Annotated in this window: 16 protein-coding genes and 1 tRNA gene; 6 read left to right on the top strand and 11 right to left on the bottom strand. The window is 67.2% G+C overall.

The features are described from left to right. Window positions 1-7: 7 nt before the first annotated feature. From gltX to F9K20_RS12235, 3 genes are all read right to left on the bottom strand, one after another. Window positions 8-1,372, bottom strand: coding sequence for a glutamate--tRNA ligase (gene gltX, locus F9K20_RS12225; protein WP_291001888.1), 1,365 nt, complete (start codon window positions 1,370-1,372; stop codon window positions 8-10). A 70-nt stretch (window positions 1,373-1,442) separates the two neighbouring features. Beyond that, window positions 1,443-3,113 carry an NAD+ synthase gene (locus tag F9K20_RS12230; RefSeq protein WP_291001891.1) on the bottom strand — a complete coding sequence of 557 codons (1,671 nt, stop codon included), beginning with the start codon at window positions 3,111-3,113 and terminating at the stop codon, window positions 1,443-1,445. A gap of 66 nt (window positions 3,114-3,179) precedes the next feature. Beyond that, window positions 3,180-4,580 (bottom strand): class II 3-deoxy-7-phosphoheptulonate synthase, encoded by a 1,401-nt coding sequence (locus F9K20_RS12235; protein WP_291001894.1) that lies wholly within the window; start codon window positions 4,578-4,580, stop codon window positions 3,180-3,182. Between the two features lie 169 nt (window positions 4,581-4,749). Between F9K20_RS12235 and F9K20_RS12240 the strand changes: the two genes are divergently transcribed. Then, window positions 4,750-5,883, top strand: coding sequence for a carboxylate-amine ligase (locus F9K20_RS12240; RefSeq protein ID WP_291001897.1), 1,134 nt, complete (start codon window positions 4,750-4,752; stop codon window positions 5,881-5,883). A gap of 131 nt (window positions 5,884-6,014) precedes the next feature. On the opposite strand, the gene F9K20_RS12245 is transcribed toward F9K20_RS12240, so the two are convergent. The 4 genes from F9K20_RS12245 to F9K20_RS12260 all read right to left on the bottom strand — a co-directional run bounded on the left by F9K20_RS12245 (window position 6,015) and on the right by F9K20_RS12260 (window position 10,453). Next, window positions 6,015-6,770: an SDR family NAD(P)-dependent oxidoreductase gene (locus F9K20_RS12245; protein WP_291001899.1), complete on the bottom strand. Its 756-nt coding sequence runs from the start codon at window positions 6,768-6,770 to the stop codon at window positions 6,015-6,017. Between the two features lie 26 nt (window positions 6,771-6,796). Next, entirely contained in the window at window positions 6,797-8,179 is a 1,383-nt protein-coding gene (gor, locus tag F9K20_RS12250) for a glutathione-disulfide reductase (RefSeq protein WP_291001903.1), read from the bottom strand. A gap of 16 nt (window positions 8,180-8,195) precedes the next feature. Beyond that, the gene (gene rpiA / locus F9K20_RS12255; protein WP_291001905.1) at window positions 8,196-8,918 is read right to left on the bottom strand and encodes a ribose-5-phosphate isomerase RpiA; all 723 of its coding nucleotides are present in this window, start codon (window positions 8,916-8,918) and stop codon (window positions 8,196-8,198) included. A gap of 89 nt (window positions 8,919-9,007) precedes the next feature. Next, the gene (locus tag F9K20_RS12260; RefSeq protein WP_291001909.1) at window positions 9,008-10,453 is read right to left on the bottom strand and encodes an NAD-dependent succinate-semialdehyde dehydrogenase; all 1,446 of its coding nucleotides are present in this window, start codon (window positions 10,451-10,453) and stop codon (window positions 9,008-9,010) included. Window positions 10,454-10,592: 139 nt separating this feature from the next. Here F9K20_RS12260 and gph point away from each other — a divergent pair, with 139 nt between their 5' ends. Then, a complete protein-coding gene (gph, locus tag F9K20_RS12265) occupies window positions 10,593-11,285 on the top strand; it encodes a phosphoglycolate phosphatase (RefSeq protein WP_291001911.1) in 693 nt (230 codons plus the stop codon). On the opposite strand, the gene F9K20_RS12270 is transcribed toward gph, so the two are convergent. Then, window positions 11,262-13,634: an MMPL family transporter gene (locus tag F9K20_RS12270; RefSeq protein WP_291001914.1), complete on the bottom strand. Its 2,373-nt coding sequence runs from the start codon at window positions 13,632-13,634 to the stop codon at window positions 11,262-11,264. The genes gph and F9K20_RS12270 overlap by 24 nt on opposite strands. Before the next feature lie 341 nt (window positions 13,635-13,975). Here F9K20_RS12270 and F9K20_RS12275 point away from each other — a divergent pair, with 341 nt between their 5' ends. The 3 genes from F9K20_RS12275 (at window position 13,976) to F9K20_RS12285 (ending at window position 15,373) form a co-directional block, all read left to right on the top strand. Beyond that, window positions 13,976-14,875 (top strand): hypothetical protein, encoded by a 900-nt coding sequence (locus F9K20_RS12275; protein WP_291001917.1) that lies wholly within the window; start codon window positions 13,976-13,978, stop codon window positions 14,873-14,875. Window positions 14,876-14,926: 51 nt separating this feature from the next. Further along, entirely contained in the window at window positions 14,927-15,205 is a 279-nt protein-coding gene (locus tag F9K20_RS12280) for a hypothetical protein (RefSeq protein ID WP_291001919.1), read from the top strand. Between the two features lie 93 nt (window positions 15,206-15,298). Next, window positions 15,299-15,373: transfer RNA gene (locus tag F9K20_RS12285), tRNA-Val, on the top strand. A 655-nt stretch (window positions 15,374-16,028) separates the two neighbouring features. On the opposite strand, the gene F9K20_RS12290 is transcribed toward F9K20_RS12285, so the two are convergent. The 3 genes from F9K20_RS12290 to F9K20_RS12300 all read right to left on the bottom strand — a co-directional run bounded on the left by F9K20_RS12290 (window position 16,029) and on the right by F9K20_RS12300 (window position 17,898). Beyond that, window positions 16,029-16,289 carry a hypothetical protein gene (locus F9K20_RS12290; protein ID WP_291001921.1) on the bottom strand — a complete coding sequence of 87 codons (261 nt, stop codon included), beginning with the start codon at window positions 16,287-16,289 and terminating at the stop codon, window positions 16,029-16,031. Between the two features lie 113 nt (window positions 16,290-16,402). Continuing rightward, window positions 16,403-16,636, bottom strand: a complete 234-nt coding sequence (locus tag F9K20_RS12295) for a hypothetical protein (RefSeq protein ID WP_291001924.1) — start codon at window positions 16,634-16,636, stop codon at window positions 16,403-16,405. An 86-nt stretch (window positions 16,637-16,722) separates the two neighbouring features. Further along, window positions 16,723-17,898, bottom strand: a complete 1,176-nt coding sequence (locus tag F9K20_RS12300; RefSeq protein WP_291001927.1) for a type III PLP-dependent enzyme — start codon at window positions 17,896-17,898, stop codon at window positions 16,723-16,725. 328 nt (window positions 17,899-18,226) lie between these two features. Between F9K20_RS12300 and F9K20_RS12305 the strand changes: the two genes are divergently transcribed. Beyond that, window positions 18,227-19,879, top strand: a complete 1,653-nt coding sequence (locus F9K20_RS12305; RefSeq protein ID WP_291001929.1) for a thiamine pyrophosphate-binding protein — start codon at window positions 18,227-18,229, stop codon at window positions 19,877-19,879. Window positions 19,880-19,954: the final 75 nt, after the last annotated feature.

The raw sequence follows: 19,954 nt of genomic DNA on the forward strand, positions 1-19,954 counted from the left end.
CGCGTCATCACGCGCTGCGCCCGAGCAGCCGCGCCTGTGCCTTGGCGCGCCCGATCAGCGGCAGCAGCAGCTTCAGCTCGGGACCGTCCTCACAACCCGTAAGCGCCAGTCGGAGCGGGTGAAACAGGGCCCGGCCCTTGCGCCCGCTGGCGGACTTGAGCGCCGCGACCCATGCATCCCAGGTTGCCTCGCCCCACGGCTCTGCCGGCAACAGCGCCGCCGCCTTCTCGGTCAGCTCGCGATCCTCGATGACCGGCTGCACCTCGCCGCTGACGATGCGCCACCAATCGGCGGCATCGCCCAGCACCGCGAGGTTGCCGCGCGCGGCGGTCCAGAATTCAGCACCACCGCCGATGCCGAGTTGCTGCAGCCGCGATGAGACCTGCTCGTAGGGGGTCGTATGCAGAAGCCGCGCGTTGAGCGCCTTCAGCTCCTCGGGGTCGAAGCGGGCCGGTCCGGTGGAGATCTTCTCGAAGGCGAAGTGGCGCGCGAGGTCATCGAGGCTGTGCTGCGGCTCGATGGCGTCGGAGGTGCCGATCAGCGCCGTGTAGCTGGCCAGCGCCAAGGGCTCGATACCGGCCTCGCGCAGGCTTTTGATCGACAGTGCCCCTAGGCGCTTCGACAGCGCCTGACCGTCGGCGCCGATCAGCAGGCTGTGATGCCCGAAGGCCGGCGGCTCCTTGTCCAAGGCTTCGAACAGCTGCACCTGCACGCCGGTGTTGGTGACGTGATCCTCGCCGCGGATCACGTGCGTGATGCCGAAATCCGCGTCGTCGACCACGCTCGTGAACGTGTAGAGAAACGTGCCGTCGGCGCGGATGACGACAGGATCCGACAGCGAGCCGACATCGACCGTCTGGTCGCCGCGGATGAGATCGTTCCACGACACGATGGTCGGCAGCGGGACGAGATCGTCCTCGGCATTGGCGAGGCGGAAGCGCCAGTGCGGCTTGCGGCCCTCGGCCTCCAGCGCCGCCCGCTCGGCGGCGCTGAGCTTGAGGCCGGTGCGGTCGTAGATGGGCGGCAGCCCGCGCGCGAGCTGGCGCTTGCGCTTACGGTCGAGCTCGTCCTCCGTCTCGTAGCAGGCGTAGAGCCGGCCGCGCTCTTTCAGCAGCTCGGCCGCTTCGGCATAGCGAGCGGTGCGCGCCGACTGGCGCTCCTCGCGCGTCCAGGCGAGGCCCAGCCACTCGAGATCACGGCGAATGCCGGCGGCGAATTCTTCGCTCGAGCGCTGCACGTCGGTGTCGTCGAGGCGCAAGAGGAAGGCACCGCCCGCCTGGCGTGCGAACAGCCAGTTGAGCAGTGCGGTCCGCACGTTGCCTACGTGAAGACGCCCCGTGGGGCTCGGCGCGAAGCGGACGGTGACGGCCATGGGGAGAGACGACGATCAGGAATGAGAAAGGCTGCAACCCTATAAGGCCGGCGCGCGAGGCCGTCAAAACTCAGAGCGGCTCGCGGAACTTGTTGACGATGGGATAGCGGCGGTCGCGCCCGAAGTTGCGGGACGAGATCTTGACGCCGGGGGGCGCCTGGCGGCGCTTGTACTCGGCAAGATACAGCAGCCGCTCGATGCGCTTCACCGTTTCCACCGGGTGCCCGCGCGCCACGATATCGGCGAGCGGCATCTCCTTCTCGACCAGGCAGGCGAGGATGTCGTCGAGCACCGCGTACGGCGGGAGCGAATCCTGATCCGTCTGGTTGGGACGCAGCTCCGCCGTCGGCACCTTGGTGATGATCGCTTCCGGGATCACCTCCCCTGCCGGCCCCTTGCCGCCCTTCGGCACGTGCGCGTTGCGCCAGCGCGCCAGACGATAGACCTCCATCTTGTAGAGGTCCTTCACGGGATTGAAGCCGCCGTTCATGTCGCCATAGAGGGTGGCGTAGCCGACCGACATCTCCGACTTGTTGCCGGTGGTGATCACCATGCCGCCGAACTTGTTCGACAGCGCCATGAGGATGACGCCGCGGGCCCGCGCCTGGATGTTCTCTTCCGTGGTATCTGGCTGCGTGCCGACAAGCGCCGACGCGAGGCTTCTGGTAATGCCGGCCACCGCCTCCTCGATAGGCAGCGTCTGAAAATTCAGCCCCAGCGCCTTGGCGCACGCGCTCGCATCGCGCACGCTTGCTTCGGATGTGTAGCGGTAGGGCATCATCACGGCGCGCACCCGCGCCGGCCCCAGCGCGTCGACGGAAATGGCCGCCACCAGCGCGCTGTCGACGCCGCCGGAAAGCCCTAAGATGACTCCCGGAAAGCCGTTCTTGTCGACGTAGTCGCGCACGCCCAGCATGCACGCCTGGTAGGCTGCCGCGTCCCCGTGCTCGATAGCGGCGCGCTCGCCGGTTGCACACAGCCACCCGTTGTTGCCCCGCCGCCACTCGGTGAGAGCGAGCTTTTCCTCCCAGGCGGGCAGCTGCACGACGGGGCTCTTGTCGGCGTTGAGCACGAAGGAGGCGCCGTCGAATACCAGCTCGTCCTGGCCGCCCACCTGATTGACGTAGACGAGCGGCAGTCCGCTTTCGACCACGCGCGCGACGGCGATGTTCATGCGCACGTCGGGCTTCGTCCAGTCGAAAGGCGAGCCGTTGGGCGTGATGAGAATCTCGGCCCCACACTCGGCCAGGCACTCGACGACATCGGAGCCCCAGATGTCCTCGCAGATCGGCACGCCGAGGCGCACGCCGCGGCAATTGACCGGTCCCGGCAGCGGGCCGGACATGAACACGCGCTTTTCGTCGAACACCCCGTAGTTCGGCAAATCGACCTTGAAGCGCACCGCCTCGACGGCGCCGTTATCGAGCAGCACGACCGCATTGTAGACGTGGCCGTCCTGTGGCCACACGGTGCCGGTGAGCACCGCCGGACCCGGACCGAGATCGGCCGCCAGCGCCTCGACGCTTGCCCGTGCCGCCGCGGGAAACGCCGGCTTCAAGACGAGATCCTCGGGCGGATAGCCGGTGACGAACAGCTCGGGAAACACCACGACGTCGGCGCCGAGCGAGGCCGCCCGCGCACGCATCTGACGCAGCTTCGCTATGTTGCCGTCGATGTCGCCCACGGTGGGGTTCGCCTGGGCGAGCGCGATCTTGAGCTGCGAGGGGGCGGGTTGCGACATGGGCTGCTGTGCGGGGCTCCTGCGAGGGGCTCCAGTATTGGCGCGACGCGAAGCGGCCTTGGCCGATCAGCCGAAGGCGGTAATCGGCGCCGGCGCGCGTGCGGCCTCCTCGCGCTCCTGCTTCAGGCGCTCAGCGATCAGGAAAGCCAGCTCCAGGGCCTGATCGGCGTTGAGACGCGGATCGCATAGCGTGTCGTAGCGATCCTTCAATTGCGCCTCGGAGATGTTGGCCGCTACCCCGCCCGTGCACTCGGTGACGGGCGAGCCCGTCATCTCGACGTGGATGCCGCCCGCATGCGTGCCCTCGGCGCGGTGGATGTCGAAGAACGACTCCGCCTCCTTGAGGATGCGCTCGAAGGGGCGCGTCTTGAAGCCGTTCGCCGCGCTGATGGTGTTGCCGTGCATGGGATCGCACGACCACACGACGACGCGCCCATCGCGCGTGACGGCTCTGATAAGCCCCGGCAGGTCCTTCTCCACCTTGTCGGAGCCGAAGCGGCAGATCAGCGTCAGGCGCCCCGGCTCGTCGGTGGGGTTCAAGATGTCGATCAGGCGCAAGAGCCCGTCCGCATCGAGCGAAGGCCCAACCTTAATGCCGATGGGATTGCGGATGCCGCGAAGGAACTCGACGTGCGCATGATCGGGTTGGCGCGTGCGGTCGCCAATCCACAGCATGTGGCCGGAGGTGGCGTACGGCGCCTGCGTGCCGCCCGCCTCGTCGCGCCGCACCAGCGCCTGCTCGTAGCCGAGCAGCAGCGCCTCGTGGCTCGTATAGAAGGTGGTGCGGCCGAGCGCCGGCACGGTATCCGCCGTCACGCCGCACGAGCGCATGAAGCGCAGCGCCGTCTGAATCTGCTCGCCCATCTCGCGGTACTTCTTGCCGAACGGGCTCTTGTGCTCGAAGTCGAGGAGCCAGCGCAGCACGTTGTCGAGGCTGGCATAGCCGCCCTCGGAGAAGGCGCGCAAAAGGTTCAGCGTCGCCGCCGACTGGCGGTAGGCCTCGAGCTGGCGCTGCGGATCGGGAATGCGCTCAGCTTGCGAGAAGCCGCCGCCGTTAATGATGTCGCCGCGGTAGCTGGGCAGCTCGACGCCGTCCCGCTTCTCGGTGGGCGAGGAGCGCGGCTTGGCGAACTGGCCCGCGATGCGCCCGACCTTCACCACCGGCACGCCGCCGGCATAGGTGAGGACGACGGCCATCTGCAGGAAGACGCGGAACAGCTCGCGGATGTGGTTGGCGCCGTGCTCGGCGAAGCTCTCGGCGCAGTCGCCACCTTGCAACAGGAAGGCATTGCCGGCAGCGACGTCGGCCAGCGAGCGCTTCAGCTTGTCGGCCTCGCCGGCGAAGACGAGCGGCGGGAAGGAAGCGATCTTGGCCTCCACCTCGCTCAGTGCTGCCTTGTCTGGATAATCCGGGACCTGGACGATCGGTTTCGACCGCCAGCTGTCCGGGGACCACGCTACCGCCATCTCGAACACTCCATCGGCGCGCCGTGCGGGGCCGAAAGCCGTCCGGCGCGGTAACGCAAGCGCATCGTTTTCAGGGCATTATGCCATTTGTCGCAGCATATAAGCTACCTCGGCCGGCATGGCCAGCGCTCCCGGCGCCGGAAGGTTGCATAGGCCAGAGGCGAAGCCAATGGGCACCAGGGCACCGTCCTTCACCTTCGGTATCGAGGAGGAATACCACCTCGTCGACCTGGAAAGCCGGGGGTTCGCGTCCGCCCCGGCCGAGCTGATGAAGGAATGCGAGTCGGCCCTCGGCAAGCAGGTGGCGCCCGAGTTCTTCCGCTCGCAGATCGAGGTCGGCACCAGCCCACACAAGGACTTCAAGGCGGCCCGGCGGGAGCTCGCCGGGTTGCGGCGGACCATTGCCGAAATAACGGGCAAATACGGTATGGCCCCAATCGCCGCCTCGACGCATCCCTTCGCCGACCGCTCGACGCTCGAGACGACCCCGAAAGCCCGTTACCAGGCCCTGGCCAAGGACTTTGCCGGCATCGGTCGCCGCCTCGCCATCTGCGGCATGCACGTGCACGTCGCCATCGACGACGACGAGCTGCGTATCGATCTGATGAACCAGGCGCGCTATTTCCTGCCGCACCTCCTCATTCTGTCGACTTCCTCGCCCTTCTGGCAGGGCGAGGATACCGGGCTCAAGAGCTACCGGCTCGCCGTGTTCCACGAGCTGCCGCGCACCGGCCTGCCGCAGCGTTTCGAGAGCTTCGGTGAATATCAGCGCACGGTCGACGTCCTGGTGCGCAACAAGGTCATCGAGGACGCCACCAAGATCTGGTGGGATCTGCGCCCGTCGGCGCGCTTCCCGACCCTGGAGATGCGCGTCACCGACGTATGCACGCGCATTGACGACGCGGTCTCCATCGCGGCGATCTTCGCCTGCACCCTGCGCATGCTCTACCGGCTGCGCACCTCCAACCAGAAGTGGCGCTCCTACCCGGCGTTCCTCATCGAGGAGAACCGCTGGCGCGCGCAGCGCTACGGCGTGCGCGACACGCTGTTCGACTTCGGCAAGGGCAAGCTCGTTCCGTTCCCGTCGCTGATCGACGAGCTCATCGACCTCGTCGCCGAGGATGCGGCCGTGCTCGGCTGCGAGCGCGAGGTCAAGCACGCGCTCAACATCGCCACCGGCGGCACCAGCGCCGACCGGCAGGTGGCGCGCTATGCGAAGCTCATTGCCGGCGGCGCGAGCGTCGATGAGGCCCTCATCGGCGTCGTCGACCAGCTCATCGCCGAGACCGTCGCCGGCACTTGACCGTCAACGACGGCTCATCTTTGTGATCCGCGGCTTTATGCCGAGGATCCATCGTGAAGCACGTGCCGGAGCGATGGAGCCAGGCGAGAACTGGGTCCTCGGGACAAGCCCGAGGATGACACATGAGTGCCCTAGAGTGTGGCTTGCATGCCGCCGTCGACGGCCAGCTCGGCGCCGGTAATGAAGGCGGATTCGTCGGAGGCAAAGAATAGCGCCGCCTGCGCCACATCCTCGGAGGTGCCGAAGCGCCCCAGCGGCGTCTGGCTCAGAAGCGCATCGGAGAACGCCTTGACGCGCAGAACACGCTCGGTCAGCGCCGTCTCTATGAAGCCCGGCGCCAGCGCGTTCACCCTTATGTTGTAGGGTGCATACTCGACCGCGAGCCCGCGCGTCAGCGCCGAGATCGCACCCTTGGTGGCGCCATAGGCGGCGAGCGTGCGCATGCCGCGATGCCCCATAATCGAGGCGAGGTTGATCAGCGAAGCACGCCCCGAGGCCTTCATCAGCGGGAAGGCGTCACGCGCGACGCGGATGATGCCATCAAGGTTCACCTCGCGCAGCTTCGTCCAATCCGCGTCCGACATGTTGCGGAAGTCGGTGCGGATGTTGATGCCGGCATTGTTGACCACGACGTCGAGCCGGCGGTGCTGCTGTTCGATGGCGCGCATCAGCGCGTTGACGTCCTGGCCGCGCGAGACATCGACCGTCATCGCCGTCGCCTTAAGGCCTTTGGCGGCCAGCTCTGCCGCCGCCTTTTCGGCACCCGCCCCGTCGACATCGGTGATGTAGACATGAGCGCCTTCTGCCGCGAAAAGCTGCGCCGTAGCCAGTCCGATGCCGGCGGCCGAGCCGGTGATGAGCGCGATCTTGTCATGCAACCGAGGCATTCAACTCTCCAGTCAACTTCCTACGTTCAACCGGCCGCTTCCGTCGGCATGATCCATTTCTCGCGCATGGTGACGAATTCCTCGGCCGCGGTCGGATGCAATGCCATAGTGGCATCGAAGTCCGCCTTGGTGGCGCCGAGGCGCAGCGCCACGGCCGCCATCTGGATGATCTCGGCGGCATCCTCGCCGAGCACGTGGCACCCGACGACCTTGCCGCTCTCGCCGTCGACCAGCAGCTTCATGAACATGCGCTCGTCGCGCCCCGACAGCGTCGCCTTCATCGGCCGGAAATCGGCTTTGTAGACGTCGAGCTTGGTGCAGCGCTCGCGTGCCAGGTGCTCGGGCAGGCCAATGCTGGCGATCTCCGGCGTCGCGAACACCGCGGTCGGGATCAGCGTGTGCTCGATCATGCGCGGCTTGCCGCCGAACTCGGTGTCGGCAAAGGCGTGGGCCTCGCGGATGGCGACCGGCGTCAGGGCGGCGCGGTCGGTGACGTCGCCGACGGCGAAGATGCTGTCAACCGACGACTTCGAGTACGCGTTGACAACGACATGGCCGTTCCAACCCAGCTCAACGCCGACCTTGTCGAGCCCGAGCCCCGCCGTATTCGGCGTGCGGCCGATCGCGAACATGATCGCATCGGCTTGCAGCGTCGTCCCGTTCGACAGGTGGCCGACGAGACCGGCGCTGGCTTTCTCGATGCGGGTGAAGACGTGGCCGAGGACGAAGCGAATGCCCTGCTTCGCATAGGCTGCCGTGATGCGGTTGCGCAGGTCCTCGTCGAAACCGCGCAGCACCTTGTCGCCGCGGTAGACGATGGTGGTCTCGACGCCGAGGTGCGAGAAGATGCCGGCGAACTCCATGGCGATGTAGCCGCCGCCGGCGACGATGATGCTTTTCGGCAGGCGCTTTAGCTCGAACGCCTCGTTGGACGTGATGAGGTGCTCGCGGCCCGGGATCTCCGGCCCGAGTGACGGGCTGCCACCGGTGGCGATGAGAATCTTGTCGGCCGTCAGCGTGCGCCCCGACCGCGTGAGCTGCACGGCGTTAGGCCCGACGACAATGGCTCGCTCCTCGAGCAACTCGACGCCGGCCTTGCCGAGTGTCGTGCGATAGGCAGCCTCGAGCCGGGAGAGCTCCTTGTCCTTGGCGGCGATGAGCGTTCCCCAATCGAAACGCGTCTCGCCCACCGTCCAGCCGAAGCCGCGCGCGTCCTCGAAGTCGTCGGCAAAACGACTAGCATAGACGAGTAGCTTTTTGGGCACGCAGCCGCGGATCACGCACGTGCCGCCGACGCGGTACTCCTCGGCGATGGCGACCCTGGCACCATAACCGGCGGCGATGCGCCCCGCCCGCACGCCGCCCGAGCCAGCGCCGATCACGAACAGATCGTAGTCGTATTTTGCCATGCTCGGGTCTTGAGCCTCAGCGCACGATGGCGCCCTCGCTGTCCTCGACGCCGAGCAGGGTAATGCCACCCTCGCCGGCGATGATGGCAAGATCGGCGATGCCGATGAACAAGCCGTTCTCGACCACGCCGGGGATGAGCTTCAGCGCCTCGTCCAACTCCTCCGGCGCCTCGATGCGTCCGAAGTGACAATCCAGAAGGAGGTTGCCGCCGTCCGTGAGAAAGGGCTTGCCGCCGGGCAGCATGCGCACGCGGAGGTCGCCTTCGCAGCCGACGTCGGCCGCCAGCGCGGTGATCATGTTGCGCGTCGCCGTGAGGCCGAAGGGAACGACCTCGAGCGGCAGCGGGAAGGCGCCGAGCGTCTCCACCTTCTTGGAGGCATCGGCGATTACGATCATGCGGCCCGAGGCGGTGGCAACGATCTTCTCGCGCAACAGTGCGCCGCCGCCACCTTTGATCAGCCGCAGCTCGCCGTCGATCTCGTCGGCACCGTCGACGGTGAGGTCGAGGAATGGCGTCTCGTCGAGCGTGGACATGCGGATGCCGAGCCCTTCGGCTTGCGCCTGCGTCGCGTGCGAGGTGGCGACACACGTAACATCGAGACCGCCGGCCACCCTTTTCCCCAGAAGGTCGACGAATTTCGCCGCCGTCGAGCCGGTGCCGAGGCCGAGGCGCATGCCGTTCTCGACGAACTCGAGCGCGCGCTCGGCGGCTGCGACCTTGAGGGCGTCTTGGCTCATGGCTGGTATTCCCCGCTACCTTGGCCGGTACGAATGCGCTGCCGTACGCGCACCGCACGCCGGACGCAAGAGCGAGGTTAGAGGATCGGCTACAGTCCGCCCATCAACGTGTACTTGGTCTCGAGGAATTCCTCGATGCCGTGGTGCGAGCCCTCGCGCCCGATGCCGCTTTCCTTGAAGCCGCCGAAGGGGGCGATCTCGGTCGAGGTGATGCCCTCGTTGACGCCGACGATGCCGTATTCCAGCGCCTCGGCGACGCGCCAGCAGCGCCCCAGGTCGCGGGTGAAGAAATAGGCGGCGAGGCCGAACGGGGTATCGTTGGCCATGCGCACGGCGTCCTCTTCCGTCTTGAAGCGGAACAGCGGCGCCACCGGACCGAACGTCTCCTCGCGCGACACGAGCATCTTGGGCGTGACGCCGGTCAGCACGGTCGGCTCGTAGAACGTGCCGCCGAGTGGCGATGGCTTGCCGCCGACAACGATTGTCGCCCCGTGCGCCACGGCATCGGCGACGTGCTCCTCCACCTTCTTGAGTGCGTCCTTGTTGATCAGCGGGCCGACGGTGACCCCTGCCTCGGTGCCGGCGCCGACCTTCAGCTTCTGCACCGCCGCGGTGAGCTTGTCGGCGAACGCGTCATAGACGCCGTCCTGCACTAGGATGCGATTGGCGCACACGCACGTCTGTCCGGCGTTGCGGTACTTGGAGGCGAGCGCCCCGGCGACCGCGCGGTCGAGATCGGCATCGTCGAAGACGATGAACGGCGCGTTGCCGCCCAGCTCCATGCCGACGCGCTTCACGGTGCGCGCCGCCTGCTGCATGAGGATCTTGCCGACCTCGGTGGAGCCGGTGAAGGTGATCATACGCACCAGCGGGCTGTCGGTGAGCGCACGCCCGACGGGAACCGGGTCCTTGGCAGTGACGACGTTGATGACGCCCTTCGGCACGCCGGCGCGCTGCGCCAGCTCGGCGAGGGCCAAAGCCGAGAGCGGGGTATCCTCCGCCGGCTTGACGACGACGGTGCAGCCGGCCGCCAGCGCCGGCGATACTTTGCGGGTGATCATCGCCGAGGGGAAATTCCACGGCGTTATGGCACCCACGACGCCGATCGGCTGCTTCATGATGACGACGCGCGCGTCCGCCTTGTGGGTGGGGATGGTCTCCCCGTAGACGCGCTTTGCTTCCTCGGCGAACAGCTCGACGAAGGCGGCGCCGTAGAGGATTTCGCCCTTCGCCTCGGCGAGCGGCTTGCCCTGCTCCTTGGTGAGCAGCAGCGCCAGCTCGTCGGCGTGCTCGACGATCAGCTCGTACCAGCGGCGAATGATCTTCGAGCGCTCTTTGGCCAGCAGCTTCGACCAGGCGGGAAAGGCGCGGTGCGCGGCCCCGATGGCGGCGTTGGTCTCCTTCTCGCCCATCGCCGGCACGCGGGCGATCTCCTCGCCGGTCGCCTTGTCGGTGACGGCCATGCGCGGCTCGCCGACCCAGGCCCCGTCGATAAAGGCTTGCGTCTTGAGCAGCGTGATGAGCTTTTTGTCCATGGTGGCACCGGGTTAGATGGGGCGGAGCTCGGCAGCCCTTGTCTAAGGTGCACACCCCCCGGTTTCAAGGTACATAACCCGGGCCGCGGCGCTGCGTCCGCTCCTGCCGCGGCCTTTTTCGTGCGCTATTCGAGGCGCTATGCGCGATTTGACCCTCGTCTTCGACCTCGACGGCACGCTCGTCGACACGGCGCCCGACCTCATTGCCTCGACCAACCACGTGCTCGACCACCTGGGGCTGCCGCGGGTCGATGCCGACACCTTGCGCCCGTTCGTCGGGCACGGCGCCCGGCACATGATCGAGCGCGCCGTTGGGCCCGCTGCCGAGCGCATGACTCCGGCCCAGCACGAGGCGCTTCTCGCCCGCTACCTCGACTACTACGGCAGCCACATCGCCGATGGCAGCCGGCCGTTCGAGGGGCTGCTCCCATTGCTTGCCAAGTTCCAGGCCGCAGGCGTCAAGCTCGCGGTATGCACCAACAAGATGGAGGCCATGTCGCGGCTCCTGCTCGACGCGCTCGACATGAGCCGCTACTTCGTGGCCGTCGCCGGCCGCGATTCGCTGCGTACGGCCAAGCCGCACCCCGAGGCGCTCCTCGGCACCATCAGGATGGCAGGAGGCAACAAATCGCGCGCCGTCATGATCGGCGACAGCGGCGTCGACGTCGCCACGGCGAAGGCGGCGGGCGTGCCGGTGATCGGCGTCAGCTTCGGCTATACGGAGACGCCGGTCGCTGAGTTCGCCCCCGACGCGGTCATCGATCACTACCGCGAGCTCGAGCCGGCCATCGCCAGCGTGCTCGCGCCCTCACGTATTGACGGCGCCCGATGACACCACTTCCGGCTTGACGACATCGCGCCGCGGCAGCAGCCGCCGCCCCACCACCAGCACAGCAGGCAGGATGACGAGCTGGCCGATCAGCGAGGCGAACAGGCACACCGCAGCGAGCTGGCCGAACAGGCGCAGCGACGGCAGGTGCGAGAGCATGGTCACGCCGAGACCCAGTGCCAGCACGATGGTCGTTAGAACCACGGGCGGTCCGATGTAGTGCGCCGAGCGCATCAACACCTGATGCGGCGTGGCGTCGGGCCCCAAGCGGTCCTCCTCGAGGCGGAAGCGATTGAGGAAATGGATAGTCGAGTCGATGGCCAGCGAGAAGGCGACGGTGATCGCCACGATGGAGGCGAACTGCAGGCCCTGGCCGGTGGCCCACAGGATCGCGCCGGTGGCGAAGATCGGGAACAGCGACGGCATGATGCTGGCGAAGCCGACCAGCACCGACCGCAGCGCGATGCCGAGGAAGATGAAGATCACGAACATGTCGCCGACGAGGCCCCAGTTGAGCTCCCAGATCAGCTCGGCGGAGTTGCGCGCCGCGATCGCCGGCAGCCCGGTGACCGAAATCTCGTAGTCCGGGTTGGCCTTGCGTATCGGCTCCAGCTCCTTGTCGAGCTTGTCGACGACGGGAAGGATCTCGCTCGCATCGACGTCGGGCAGACGCGCCGTCACCAGCACGGCCTTTTCGTCGCCGGCGATGAAGCGCCGCACGAGATGCTCGGGCAGAACGCCGACGTAGTGCTTCACGTTCTCCACGCTGGCATCGCCCGCCGCCGCCAACCAGCGCCGCAGGCTCTCCAGCGACCACACGTTGCCGAGCCCTACGCGCTGCTCGAGCACGTCGTGCGCCTGGGCGATGGCGGACAGCGTCGGCGGGTCGTACAGCGACTGGCTGCCGGTCCAGCGGATCATGACGTGCACGGGGTTGGCGCCGGTCAGCTTCTGGTCGATGCGCCCCGTCGCGGCCAGCGCCTGCTCCTTGTCCGGCACCTGGTCGGCGAGCCGGTAGTGCGGCTTGAGCTGCGTGTAGGCGATGCCGCACAGGGCGACGGCGATTACCGAGAGCACGAAGAACACCGTCGCGTTGGCCGCCACGGTACGCACGATCGCATCCGTGATGCGCTGCAAGACCCCGACGCCCCCCTCTTCCTGCACGCGCGGGTCGACAGCGGCGGCCTTCTCTTCGCGCACCAGCAGGGCGGCGAGCGTCGGCACGACCACGGCGACCGCGATGTAGGAGATACCCACCGCCATCAGCGCCGCCTTGCCGAAGGTGCGGATCAGGGCCGAGTCGGCGAACTGGAACGAGACGATGGCGAGGGCCGCGTTCATCGCCGTCAATAGGCAGGCGGGCGCCACGTCGAGCACCGCGTGCCGCGCCGCCTCGAAGCGGTTGACGCCGGCCAGCACGTCGCGCCGGATCGACATCACGAGATGCATGGAGTCGGAAAAGCCGGAGACCAGGATGAGCGGCGTAATGACGTTGATGAACAGGTTGAGGCGGAAGTCCATCGCCCCGATCATGCCGAGCGTCCACAAGATGGCGATGGCGGGGCCCGCCACCGCAATCAGCGTCAGCGACAACCGCCGGAAGAACAGGTAGGCGATACCGATGCCGACCAGAAAGCCGAGCCCGTTGTAGACGAGGCGATCGCGCTCCACGGCGTTGCGGATTTCGAGCTGCATCACCGGCGCCCCGGTGAGTTGGGCGGTCAGCCCGCTGCCTTGCAGTTCGCGCGTCGCCGCCTCGTTGATCTCGCCGATCACCGTCCGGGCGCTGCGCTCGGCGACGACGTTGCGGTCGAGCGCAATGACGATGAGCGCCAGCTGTCCGTCGTCGGAGAGAAATTTGCCCTTGACGATGTCGTTCGACTTGAGCGCCGCCAGCATCGCGTCGAAGGCGGGGCCGTCCGCCGGCATCTCATCGGGCACCAGCGGTGGCGCATAGCCGGAGGTGTCGGGCTTGTCGCGCGCCGACAGCATTGACACGAGGCCCGATACGCCGTCGACGAGTTGCAGCTCCGTCGTCAGGCTGGCGAACGTCTCGAGCTGCTTGCGCTGCAGAAGATCCTTGCCCTCGACAACGACGAGAACATCGTATTCGCTCGACGGAAAGCGGCGGTCGATTTCCTCGTAGCGGCGGAACTCCTCGCTATTTGTGCGGAACAGCTCCGACAGCGAGTCGTCGACCTTGATGTGCATGGCGCTCCATGCAGCAAGCACCGTCAGGACGAAGATGACGAGCGCCGACAGATGCGGCGCCTTCAGCGCCACGAGCCCGAGGCGGTCGAGGCCGAACGAGAATAAGAACGAACGGCGCCGCTCATCCCTATCGTTGGCCATGGCTCCCCCGTCGGCGCATCATTTGGGTTTTTGTTCGCGGCGCCGCGCTTCGTTGTCCCACGAAAAGTCGGCCGCGCGCCACGCGGAATCGGGCGGCGCGGGCGGATCGTTGCATTTGCCGCGCCGACTGTGAAGTGCCGGCAACAGGGGCTTTGAGATCGCTCCGCATGCCCCAATATGGCCGCAAGTGGTGGCTCCCTTCGCCGCTTCTTCACACGCCCGGAATATCGCCAATGCCGCTGCCGATTGCGCCGAAGCCGACGAACGCGGGCCCCATGCGGCGGGCTGGCAGGTGCCTCCGCCACTCGGTGGCCACATTGACGCTCACGGCGCTGATGGGGATGAGCGCCCCGGCAGTCGTTCAGGCGACGCCGCAGCAGGCGCCCAACAGCCGCGTGGTGCTGGACCTGCCGCCGGGCTACGTCCCTTCCCCGCTGTTCTCGGGCTTTCAGGACGATGCCTCGGGCGTGTCGTACGTCATCCTCGAAGCTCCGGTCGGGGAGTACGACAAGATGGCGCACGGCTTCACCGCCGAGGATCTGGCCAAGCGCGGCATCACCCAGGTGCAGAAGGGCAACCTGCCGCGCACCGATCCCCACGTCTACATGCGCGCGGTGCAGAAGTCGGAAGCGGGCGCCTACGCCAAGTTCTTCGTGCTGTTCCGCACCGCCGACCAGACCGTGCTCGTCTCCGTCAACGTGCCGCAACGCTCGATCGATGACGGGGCCGTGAAGCCCGAGGATATCGAGCGCGTTCTGGCGAGCGCGAAGACGACCGAGAAGCGGGCGGTGCGCGATCTTTATTCCCTGTCGTACCTCGGCCCGTTCAAGGAGGCAGGTCGCCTGGTCGGCACCAGCAAAGTCTATACGCTCGATGGACGGCTGGAGCCGGAGCGCGCCGGCGAGACGCGCTCGGCGTTCATGGTGGCGCCGTCGCTCGACAAGCGCCCGGTGACCGAGCCGGACAAGCAATCGGTGGCGCTCTTGGCGAGCCTGCCCGGCTACAAGGATTTCAAGCCCGGCGAGCCGCGGGCGATCAACATCGGTGGGCTCGACGGCGTCGAGGTCGAGGCCGAGGCAACCGACGAGGACGACGGCAAGCCGATCCACCTCTACCAGGCGATGCTGCTCGGCAAGGATGGCGGCTATTTCCGGCTGATCGGCATCGCGACACCCGAGGACGTGGCGCAAATTGCCGGCGAGTTTCCCAAAATCGCCCACTCGTTCGCGCTAATGCCCTAAAGCGCCGCAGATCCATTGCGCACGGCGGCGGCGCAGCCCATAGTGCGGCGCATGAATCAGAACACAGCCGCGGCCGGATGGGTTGTTCAACTGACGATCCCCGGCGTCCCCAAGCCGCCGGTCGAGGGCGCCAAGTGGCGCCCGGCGGAGACTACAGCGCCGACCTTCCAGTTCTTCAACGTCGCCGTCGGCGCACCCGACAAGGCGGTGGAGGCGGCGCGCAAGAAGGCGGGGGCCTCGGACGAGGCGGCGATGCGCGTGGTGCGGGCGCTGTCGGCGGCCGAGATCGATTCCATCAAGCTGCGGGCGGGCGAAGCCAAGCCAGCCTGATAGCGGCTCACATGGCTGCGGGCGACAGCCTTGACAGTCAAGGGCGCGGCCTCGCATAACGGCCGCCCGGCTTAACGACATCTCCGGCACGGCGGGCGGTTAGCTCAGCGGTAGAGCACACGCTTCACACGCGTGGGGTCATAGGTTCAATCCCTATACCGCCCACCATAATTCCAATTCGCAGACATAGGTCTTCGCTGAGCACCCTCGGTCGCCGGCCTCTGTAACGCCGGCGCTGAAATCAATCCTCAGTGTCGCGATCAAGCCGCCACATTCACGTGCTTGTCTGCCTTGGCTATCGCAATCGAGGCAGCATTCCATGCGCATCTCCAAGGCTATTCTGGCTAGCTCAATTCTCGTTCTCGTTGCCGGCGCGGCGACGGCCCAATCCATTCGCATCGATCGCGACGGCGGCTTCTCGTTCCGCTTTGGCCGCGACGACCGCCGCGGCGATGTCGAAGGCAAGCGTGCCTCGTGCGAGGTCTATGCGCGCATTGCTGTCGTCCAGGCGGACGCCAACCGGCGTTTCCGCTGCGGCTTGAGAGGTCCGGCCTGGACCGATGATCTAAGGCCGCATTTCCAATGGTGCCGGTACGTGCCGCGGCGGCGCATCGCCGAGGAAGCAGCGCAACCGCTCCGTCGAGTTGCAGCGTTGCTTCGACCGCCTGGGCGATTTCGACGACGACCGCTGGGGCCGCTGAATCGGCCGCGGCCATTAAGCCTCTACCTTACATAACGCCCCGTTCGATGTTGCCGGCACAGGTTCAACCACCCGTGCCGTCACCTTTTCAGCCGTCGTGCTAGCCGCGGAGCTCGGCGCCGATCAGTAATGGCGGCGCGCGCGGCGGTGCGACCGATACCAGCGCACACCATAGGCCTGGTCGCGGCAGAAGCTGCTCCGCGTCCCGCTCGAGCAGCCATAACGCTCCAGCAGCTCCGCATCGCGCTCGCTCACCGGACCGCCGGCCCGCGCATTGGCACGCGCGTGCTCCAGCTCGGCCCCTTCAGTGACGCCGCCGGCGAGGGCCGGACCAGAAGCTGCCAGCGCGGCGAATCCTATGGCCGCCAATATCGATCGATACATCTCACACCTCGGCTCGCTGATGGTCAGAGCCTCAAGGTGGGGTCTATGCGGCGCAAGTCAAAGAGAGGCGCCGAGCCGCCGCTTGTCGCCTGACGCGGTCCGCCGATATGCCGCTAGGCGGCATTTGCCTTGTCGACGACGCACACAGCCTCCGGCGTACTTTCGACAGAAGCCTTGACGGCGCGGTGGCGCAGCGGGACGTCGAGCGCCGCCTGCAGCTGCGCCCGCATGGCGTAGAACTCGTACTCGGCCTCGGCCAGCGCCGCATCGGCCTCAGCCTGCAGTCGTGCACGCTTGTCGGTGGGTGCGGCTTGATCGCTGAGGGAAAACAGATTTCCGGCGGACATGGGCCCTCCTGCGGAATTGGCTGATCCGCGACTGTCCCCATGCATGTGGCGGATTGTGGACGGCCTGTGGAAAAGGGGCCGCGCGGTCACCGCCGGGCGGCGGAGGCCTCGGCGTTCTCGGCCTCGTACATGCTCAGCATCGGCGCATCGAGGAGGATCACCTCATCGTATTCGCCATAGCCGTTGAAGCGCCCCGCGATGGCGCGCGCGTAGGCGCCCATGTTGCCGATCTCGATGTAATCGCCCTCGGCGACCGTGTCGGGGAGCATGAACGGCCCCTTCATGTAGTCGATCGAGTCGCAGGTCGGGCCCCACAGCTCGAACGGCACCAGCGGATCGGAGGCATCGACGCTGCGCGAGATGAGGCGCGCGGGGAAGACGAAGCCGAGGTGGGCGGCATCGAACAGCATGCCGTAGGAGCCGTCGTTGATGTAGAGGTTGTTGCCGCGCCGCGCATCGACGCGCACGATGAGGCTCTCGGCCTCGGCGACGAGCGCGCGGCCCGGCTCGCACATCAGCTTGATGTTCTCCTTCACCGGCAGCGCCTCGATGCCGGCGAGGATGACGTCCATGAAGTCCTGCAGCGGAGCAGGGTCGGAATCGGGATAGCGAGAAGGGAAGCCGCCGCCGATGTCGAGGCGGTCGATCATGACGCCCGACTTGACGATGATGCGGTGCACCTCGCCCAGCGCCGTGACGAAGGCGTCCGGCGTCGTCGTCTGCGAGCCGACGTGGAAGGTGAGGCCGAGCTCGGCGGCCGACTGGCGCGTCTTGACCAGGAGCTTGGCCGCCTTCTGGCCGGAGACGCCGAACTTGCGCTCGAGCGGGATGCGGCTGTTGATCGCCGGCACGGCGACTCGCACCCAGAGCAGGAGGTCGCGGGCGCCACCCGTCGCCTCGATGATCTTGTCGAGCTCGTCCTCGCCGTCGAGGGCGAACGAGCGCACGCCGAGGTCGTAGGCGCGGCGGATGGCGTGGCGCGACTTCACCGGATGCATGAAGTGCAGCTGCGCGTCGGGGATGGTCGCCGCGTCCTCGATCTCGGGCAGCGAGGCGACGTCGAAGTGGCGGATGCCGGCACCGTAGAGGGCGCCGATGAGGAAGACGGAGCTGTTCGCCTTATAGGCGTAGGCGACGTCGCCGGGAAACTTGTCGAGGAACCAGCGCGCGGCGCGACCGGCGGCATGCGGCCTCAAGCCGCGTACCGGCCGCTCGGGCCGGCACTTGTCGATCAGCGCAGATGCCGAGGAGAGCTTCTCCATCGCATAGGACCTCCACCGCCCGCGGGCGAACGCGGGTCTTCAGCCAAAAGCAGAGACCGCAGAACTCGCAAAGAGCGCTGCATTTAGGGTCCGCTCACCCCCCTGTAAAGAGCTTTCTTGTGACAACCGGCATGCGGGGGATGCGGTTTCCTTGCGGCGCTGACGCCCATGTCCGCGGAGCGCTTGATCCGTCAACCTTCGCAAAGCCCTCGCGCGGCGAGCTACAATCGTAACCGAACCGCCGCTTAGGGCTGTTCCGCGGCGCCTGCGCCTGCCTAAAACAGCTTATGAACCTCAACAACGGCCTAGCCGCGGTGATGCGTCTGTAATGCGTACTGGGGGCAAGATCCTGATCGACCAGCTCGTCGGTGAGGGCTGCCGTACCTTGTTCACGGTGCCGGGCGAGAGCTTCCTCGCCGCGCTCGATGCGCTGTTCGACGAGAGCGCCATCCGCACCGTCGTCTGCCGCCACGAGGGTGGCGCGGCGATGATGGCCGAGGCGACAGGCAAGCTGACGGGGGTGCCCGGCGTCGCCTTCGTCACCCGCGCGCCGGGAGCGACCAACGCGGCGAGCGGGGTGTACGTCGCCCACCACGACGCAACGCCCATGGTGCTGCTGGTGGGACTGATCGAGCGCGCGCACGAGGGGCGCGGGGCATTCCAGGAGATCGACCTGCGGGCGATGTTCGGCTCGGTCGCGAACTGGGTCGACGTCGTGCGCGAGACGGGGCGCATCCCCGAGTTCGTGGCGCGCGCGTTTCAGGCCGCCCGTTCCGGGCGCCCCGGGCCCTCCGTGCTTGGCCTCCCAGAGGATGTGTTGTCCGCTTCGGCGGCCGTCGCGAACGGGGCGCCACTGCGGGTCTCCTCGCCTGTCCCATCGGCGAGCGAGATGACCAAGCTCAAAGCCAAGCTCAGCGCCGCCGAGCGGCCGCTGGTGCTGCTCGGCGGCGGTGGCTGGAGCGCCGAGGCAGCCGCGCAGATCGCCAAGTTTGCCGCCACGTTCGACATGCCGGTGGCCACGACGTTCCGCCGCCAGGATCATCTCGACAACCGCCACCCCTGCTTTGTCGGCCATGCCGGCATCGACATGGACCCCAAGCTCGCCACCGCCTTGCGCGGCGCCGATCTCGTGCTCGTCATCGGCGAGGGCCTCACCGACATCGCCACCGGCGGCTATACGCTCATCGCGCCGCCCGACCCGACGCAGTATCTCGTGCACGCGCATCCCTCACCGGACGCCATCGGGCGCGTGTTCCGAACCGATCTGCCGATCATTGCGGCGCCGGAGGCCTTCGCCAAGGCACTCGCGCGCCTCAAGCCGCCGGTGAAGAAGCGCTGGAGCCGGCTGCGTCGCGACCTGCGCGCCGCCTACGAGCGTTCGCTGAAGCCGGTACCTACCCCCGGCAGCGTGCGGCTCGAGGAGGTAATCGCAACGCTGTCGCGCGAGCTTCCCGACGACGCCATCGTCACCAATGGCGCCGGCAACTACGCCGGCTTCCTGCACCGCTACTTTCAATTCAAGGGCTGGCCGACGCAGCTTGGGCCGACCTCGGGCTCCATGGGCTACGGGCTGCCGGCGGCGATCGCCGCCAAGCTGGCATTTCCCGAACGCGCGGTCATCGCGTTGGCCGGCGACGGCTGCCTTTTAATGACGGGCCAGGAGCTGGCCACCGCCACGCAGTACGGGCTCCCCATCGTCGTCATCGTCGCCAACAACAGCATGTACGGCACCATCCGCATGCATCAGGAGCGCCTGTACCCGGGACGGGTCGTGGGGACGACGCTGGTTAACCCCGACTTCGTCGCCTTTGCCCGCAGCTTCGGTGTCGTCGCCGAGCGCGTCGAAGCCACGGCAGCGTTCCTGCCGGCGCTGAAGCGCGCCTTGGCGGCTGAGGGACCGGCGCTGATCGAGCTGCGTATCGATCCGGAGGCCATCAGCGTGCGGCGCACGCTGTCGCAGATCCGCGGCAAATCACCGTAGACGAGCAAGCACGCGCACCGCCAACCCACTTGGTAAATACTTCGTTAAATCTACAGTAGCTGCATTAGCCATCTC

Source organism: Hyphomicrobium sp., assembly GCF_009026145.1.
Taxonomy (GTDB): Bacteria; Pseudomonadota; Alphaproteobacteria; order Rhizobiales; family Hyphomicrobiaceae; genus Hyphomicrobium_A.

Excerpts from the sequence above, each read along its gene's own strand:
- gltX (WP_291001888.1), bottom strand. The coding sequence starts at position 1,372 with ATGGCCGTCACCGTCCGCTTCGCGCCGAGCCCCACGGGGCGTCTTCAC.
- F9K20_RS12230 (WP_291001891.1), bottom strand. The coding sequence starts at position 3,113 with ATGTCGCAACCCGCCCCCTCGCAGCTCAAGATCGCGCTCGCCCAGGCG.
- F9K20_RS12235 (WP_291001894.1), bottom strand. The coding sequence starts at position 4,580 with ATGGCGGTAGCGTGGTCCCCGGACAGCTGGCGGTCGAAACCGATCGTC.
- F9K20_RS12240 (WP_291001897.1), top strand. The coding sequence starts at position 4,750 with ATGGGCACCAGGGCACCGTCCTTCACCTTCGGTATCGAGGAGGAATAC.
- F9K20_RS12245 (WP_291001899.1), bottom strand. The coding sequence starts at position 6,770 with ATGCCTCGGTTGCATGACAAGATCGCGCTCATCACCGGCTCGGCCGCC.
- gor (WP_291001903.1), bottom strand. The coding sequence starts at position 8,179 with ATGGCAAAATACGACTACGATCTGTTCGTGATCGGCGCTGGCTCGGGC.
- rpiA (WP_291001905.1), bottom strand. The coding sequence starts at position 8,918 with ATGAGCCAAGACGCCCTCAAGGTCGCAGCCGCCGAGCGCGCGCTCGAG.
- F9K20_RS12260 (WP_291001909.1), bottom strand. The coding sequence starts at position 10,453 with ATGGACAAAAAGCTCATCACGCTGCTCAAGACGCAAGCCTTTATCGAC.
- gph (WP_291001911.1), top strand. The coding sequence starts at position 10,593 with ATGCGCGATTTGACCCTCGTCTTCGACCTCGACGGCACGCTCGTCGAC.
- F9K20_RS12270 (WP_291001914.1), bottom strand. The coding sequence starts at position 13,634 with ATGGCCAACGATAGGGATGAGCGGCGCCGTTCGTTCTTATTCTCGTTC.
- F9K20_RS12275 (WP_291001917.1), top strand. The coding sequence starts at position 13,976 with ATGAGCGCCCCGGCAGTCGTTCAGGCGACGCCGCAGCAGGCGCCCAAC.
- F9K20_RS12280 (WP_291001919.1), top strand. The coding sequence starts at position 14,927 with ATGAATCAGAACACAGCCGCGGCCGGATGGGTTGTTCAACTGACGATC.
- F9K20_RS12290 (WP_291001921.1), bottom strand. The coding sequence starts at position 16,289 with ATGTATCGATCGATATTGGCGGCCATAGGATTCGCCGCGCTGGCAGCT.
- F9K20_RS12295 (WP_291001924.1), bottom strand. The coding sequence starts at position 16,636 with ATGTCCGCCGGAAATCTGTTTTCCCTCAGCGATCAAGCCGCACCCACC.
- F9K20_RS12300 (WP_291001927.1), bottom strand. The coding sequence starts at position 17,898 with ATGGAGAAGCTCTCCTCGGCATCTGCGCTGATCGACAAGTGCCGGCCC.
- F9K20_RS12305 (WP_291001929.1), top strand. The coding sequence starts at position 18,227 with ATGCGTACTGGGGGCAAGATCCTGATCGACCAGCTCGTCGGTGAGGGC.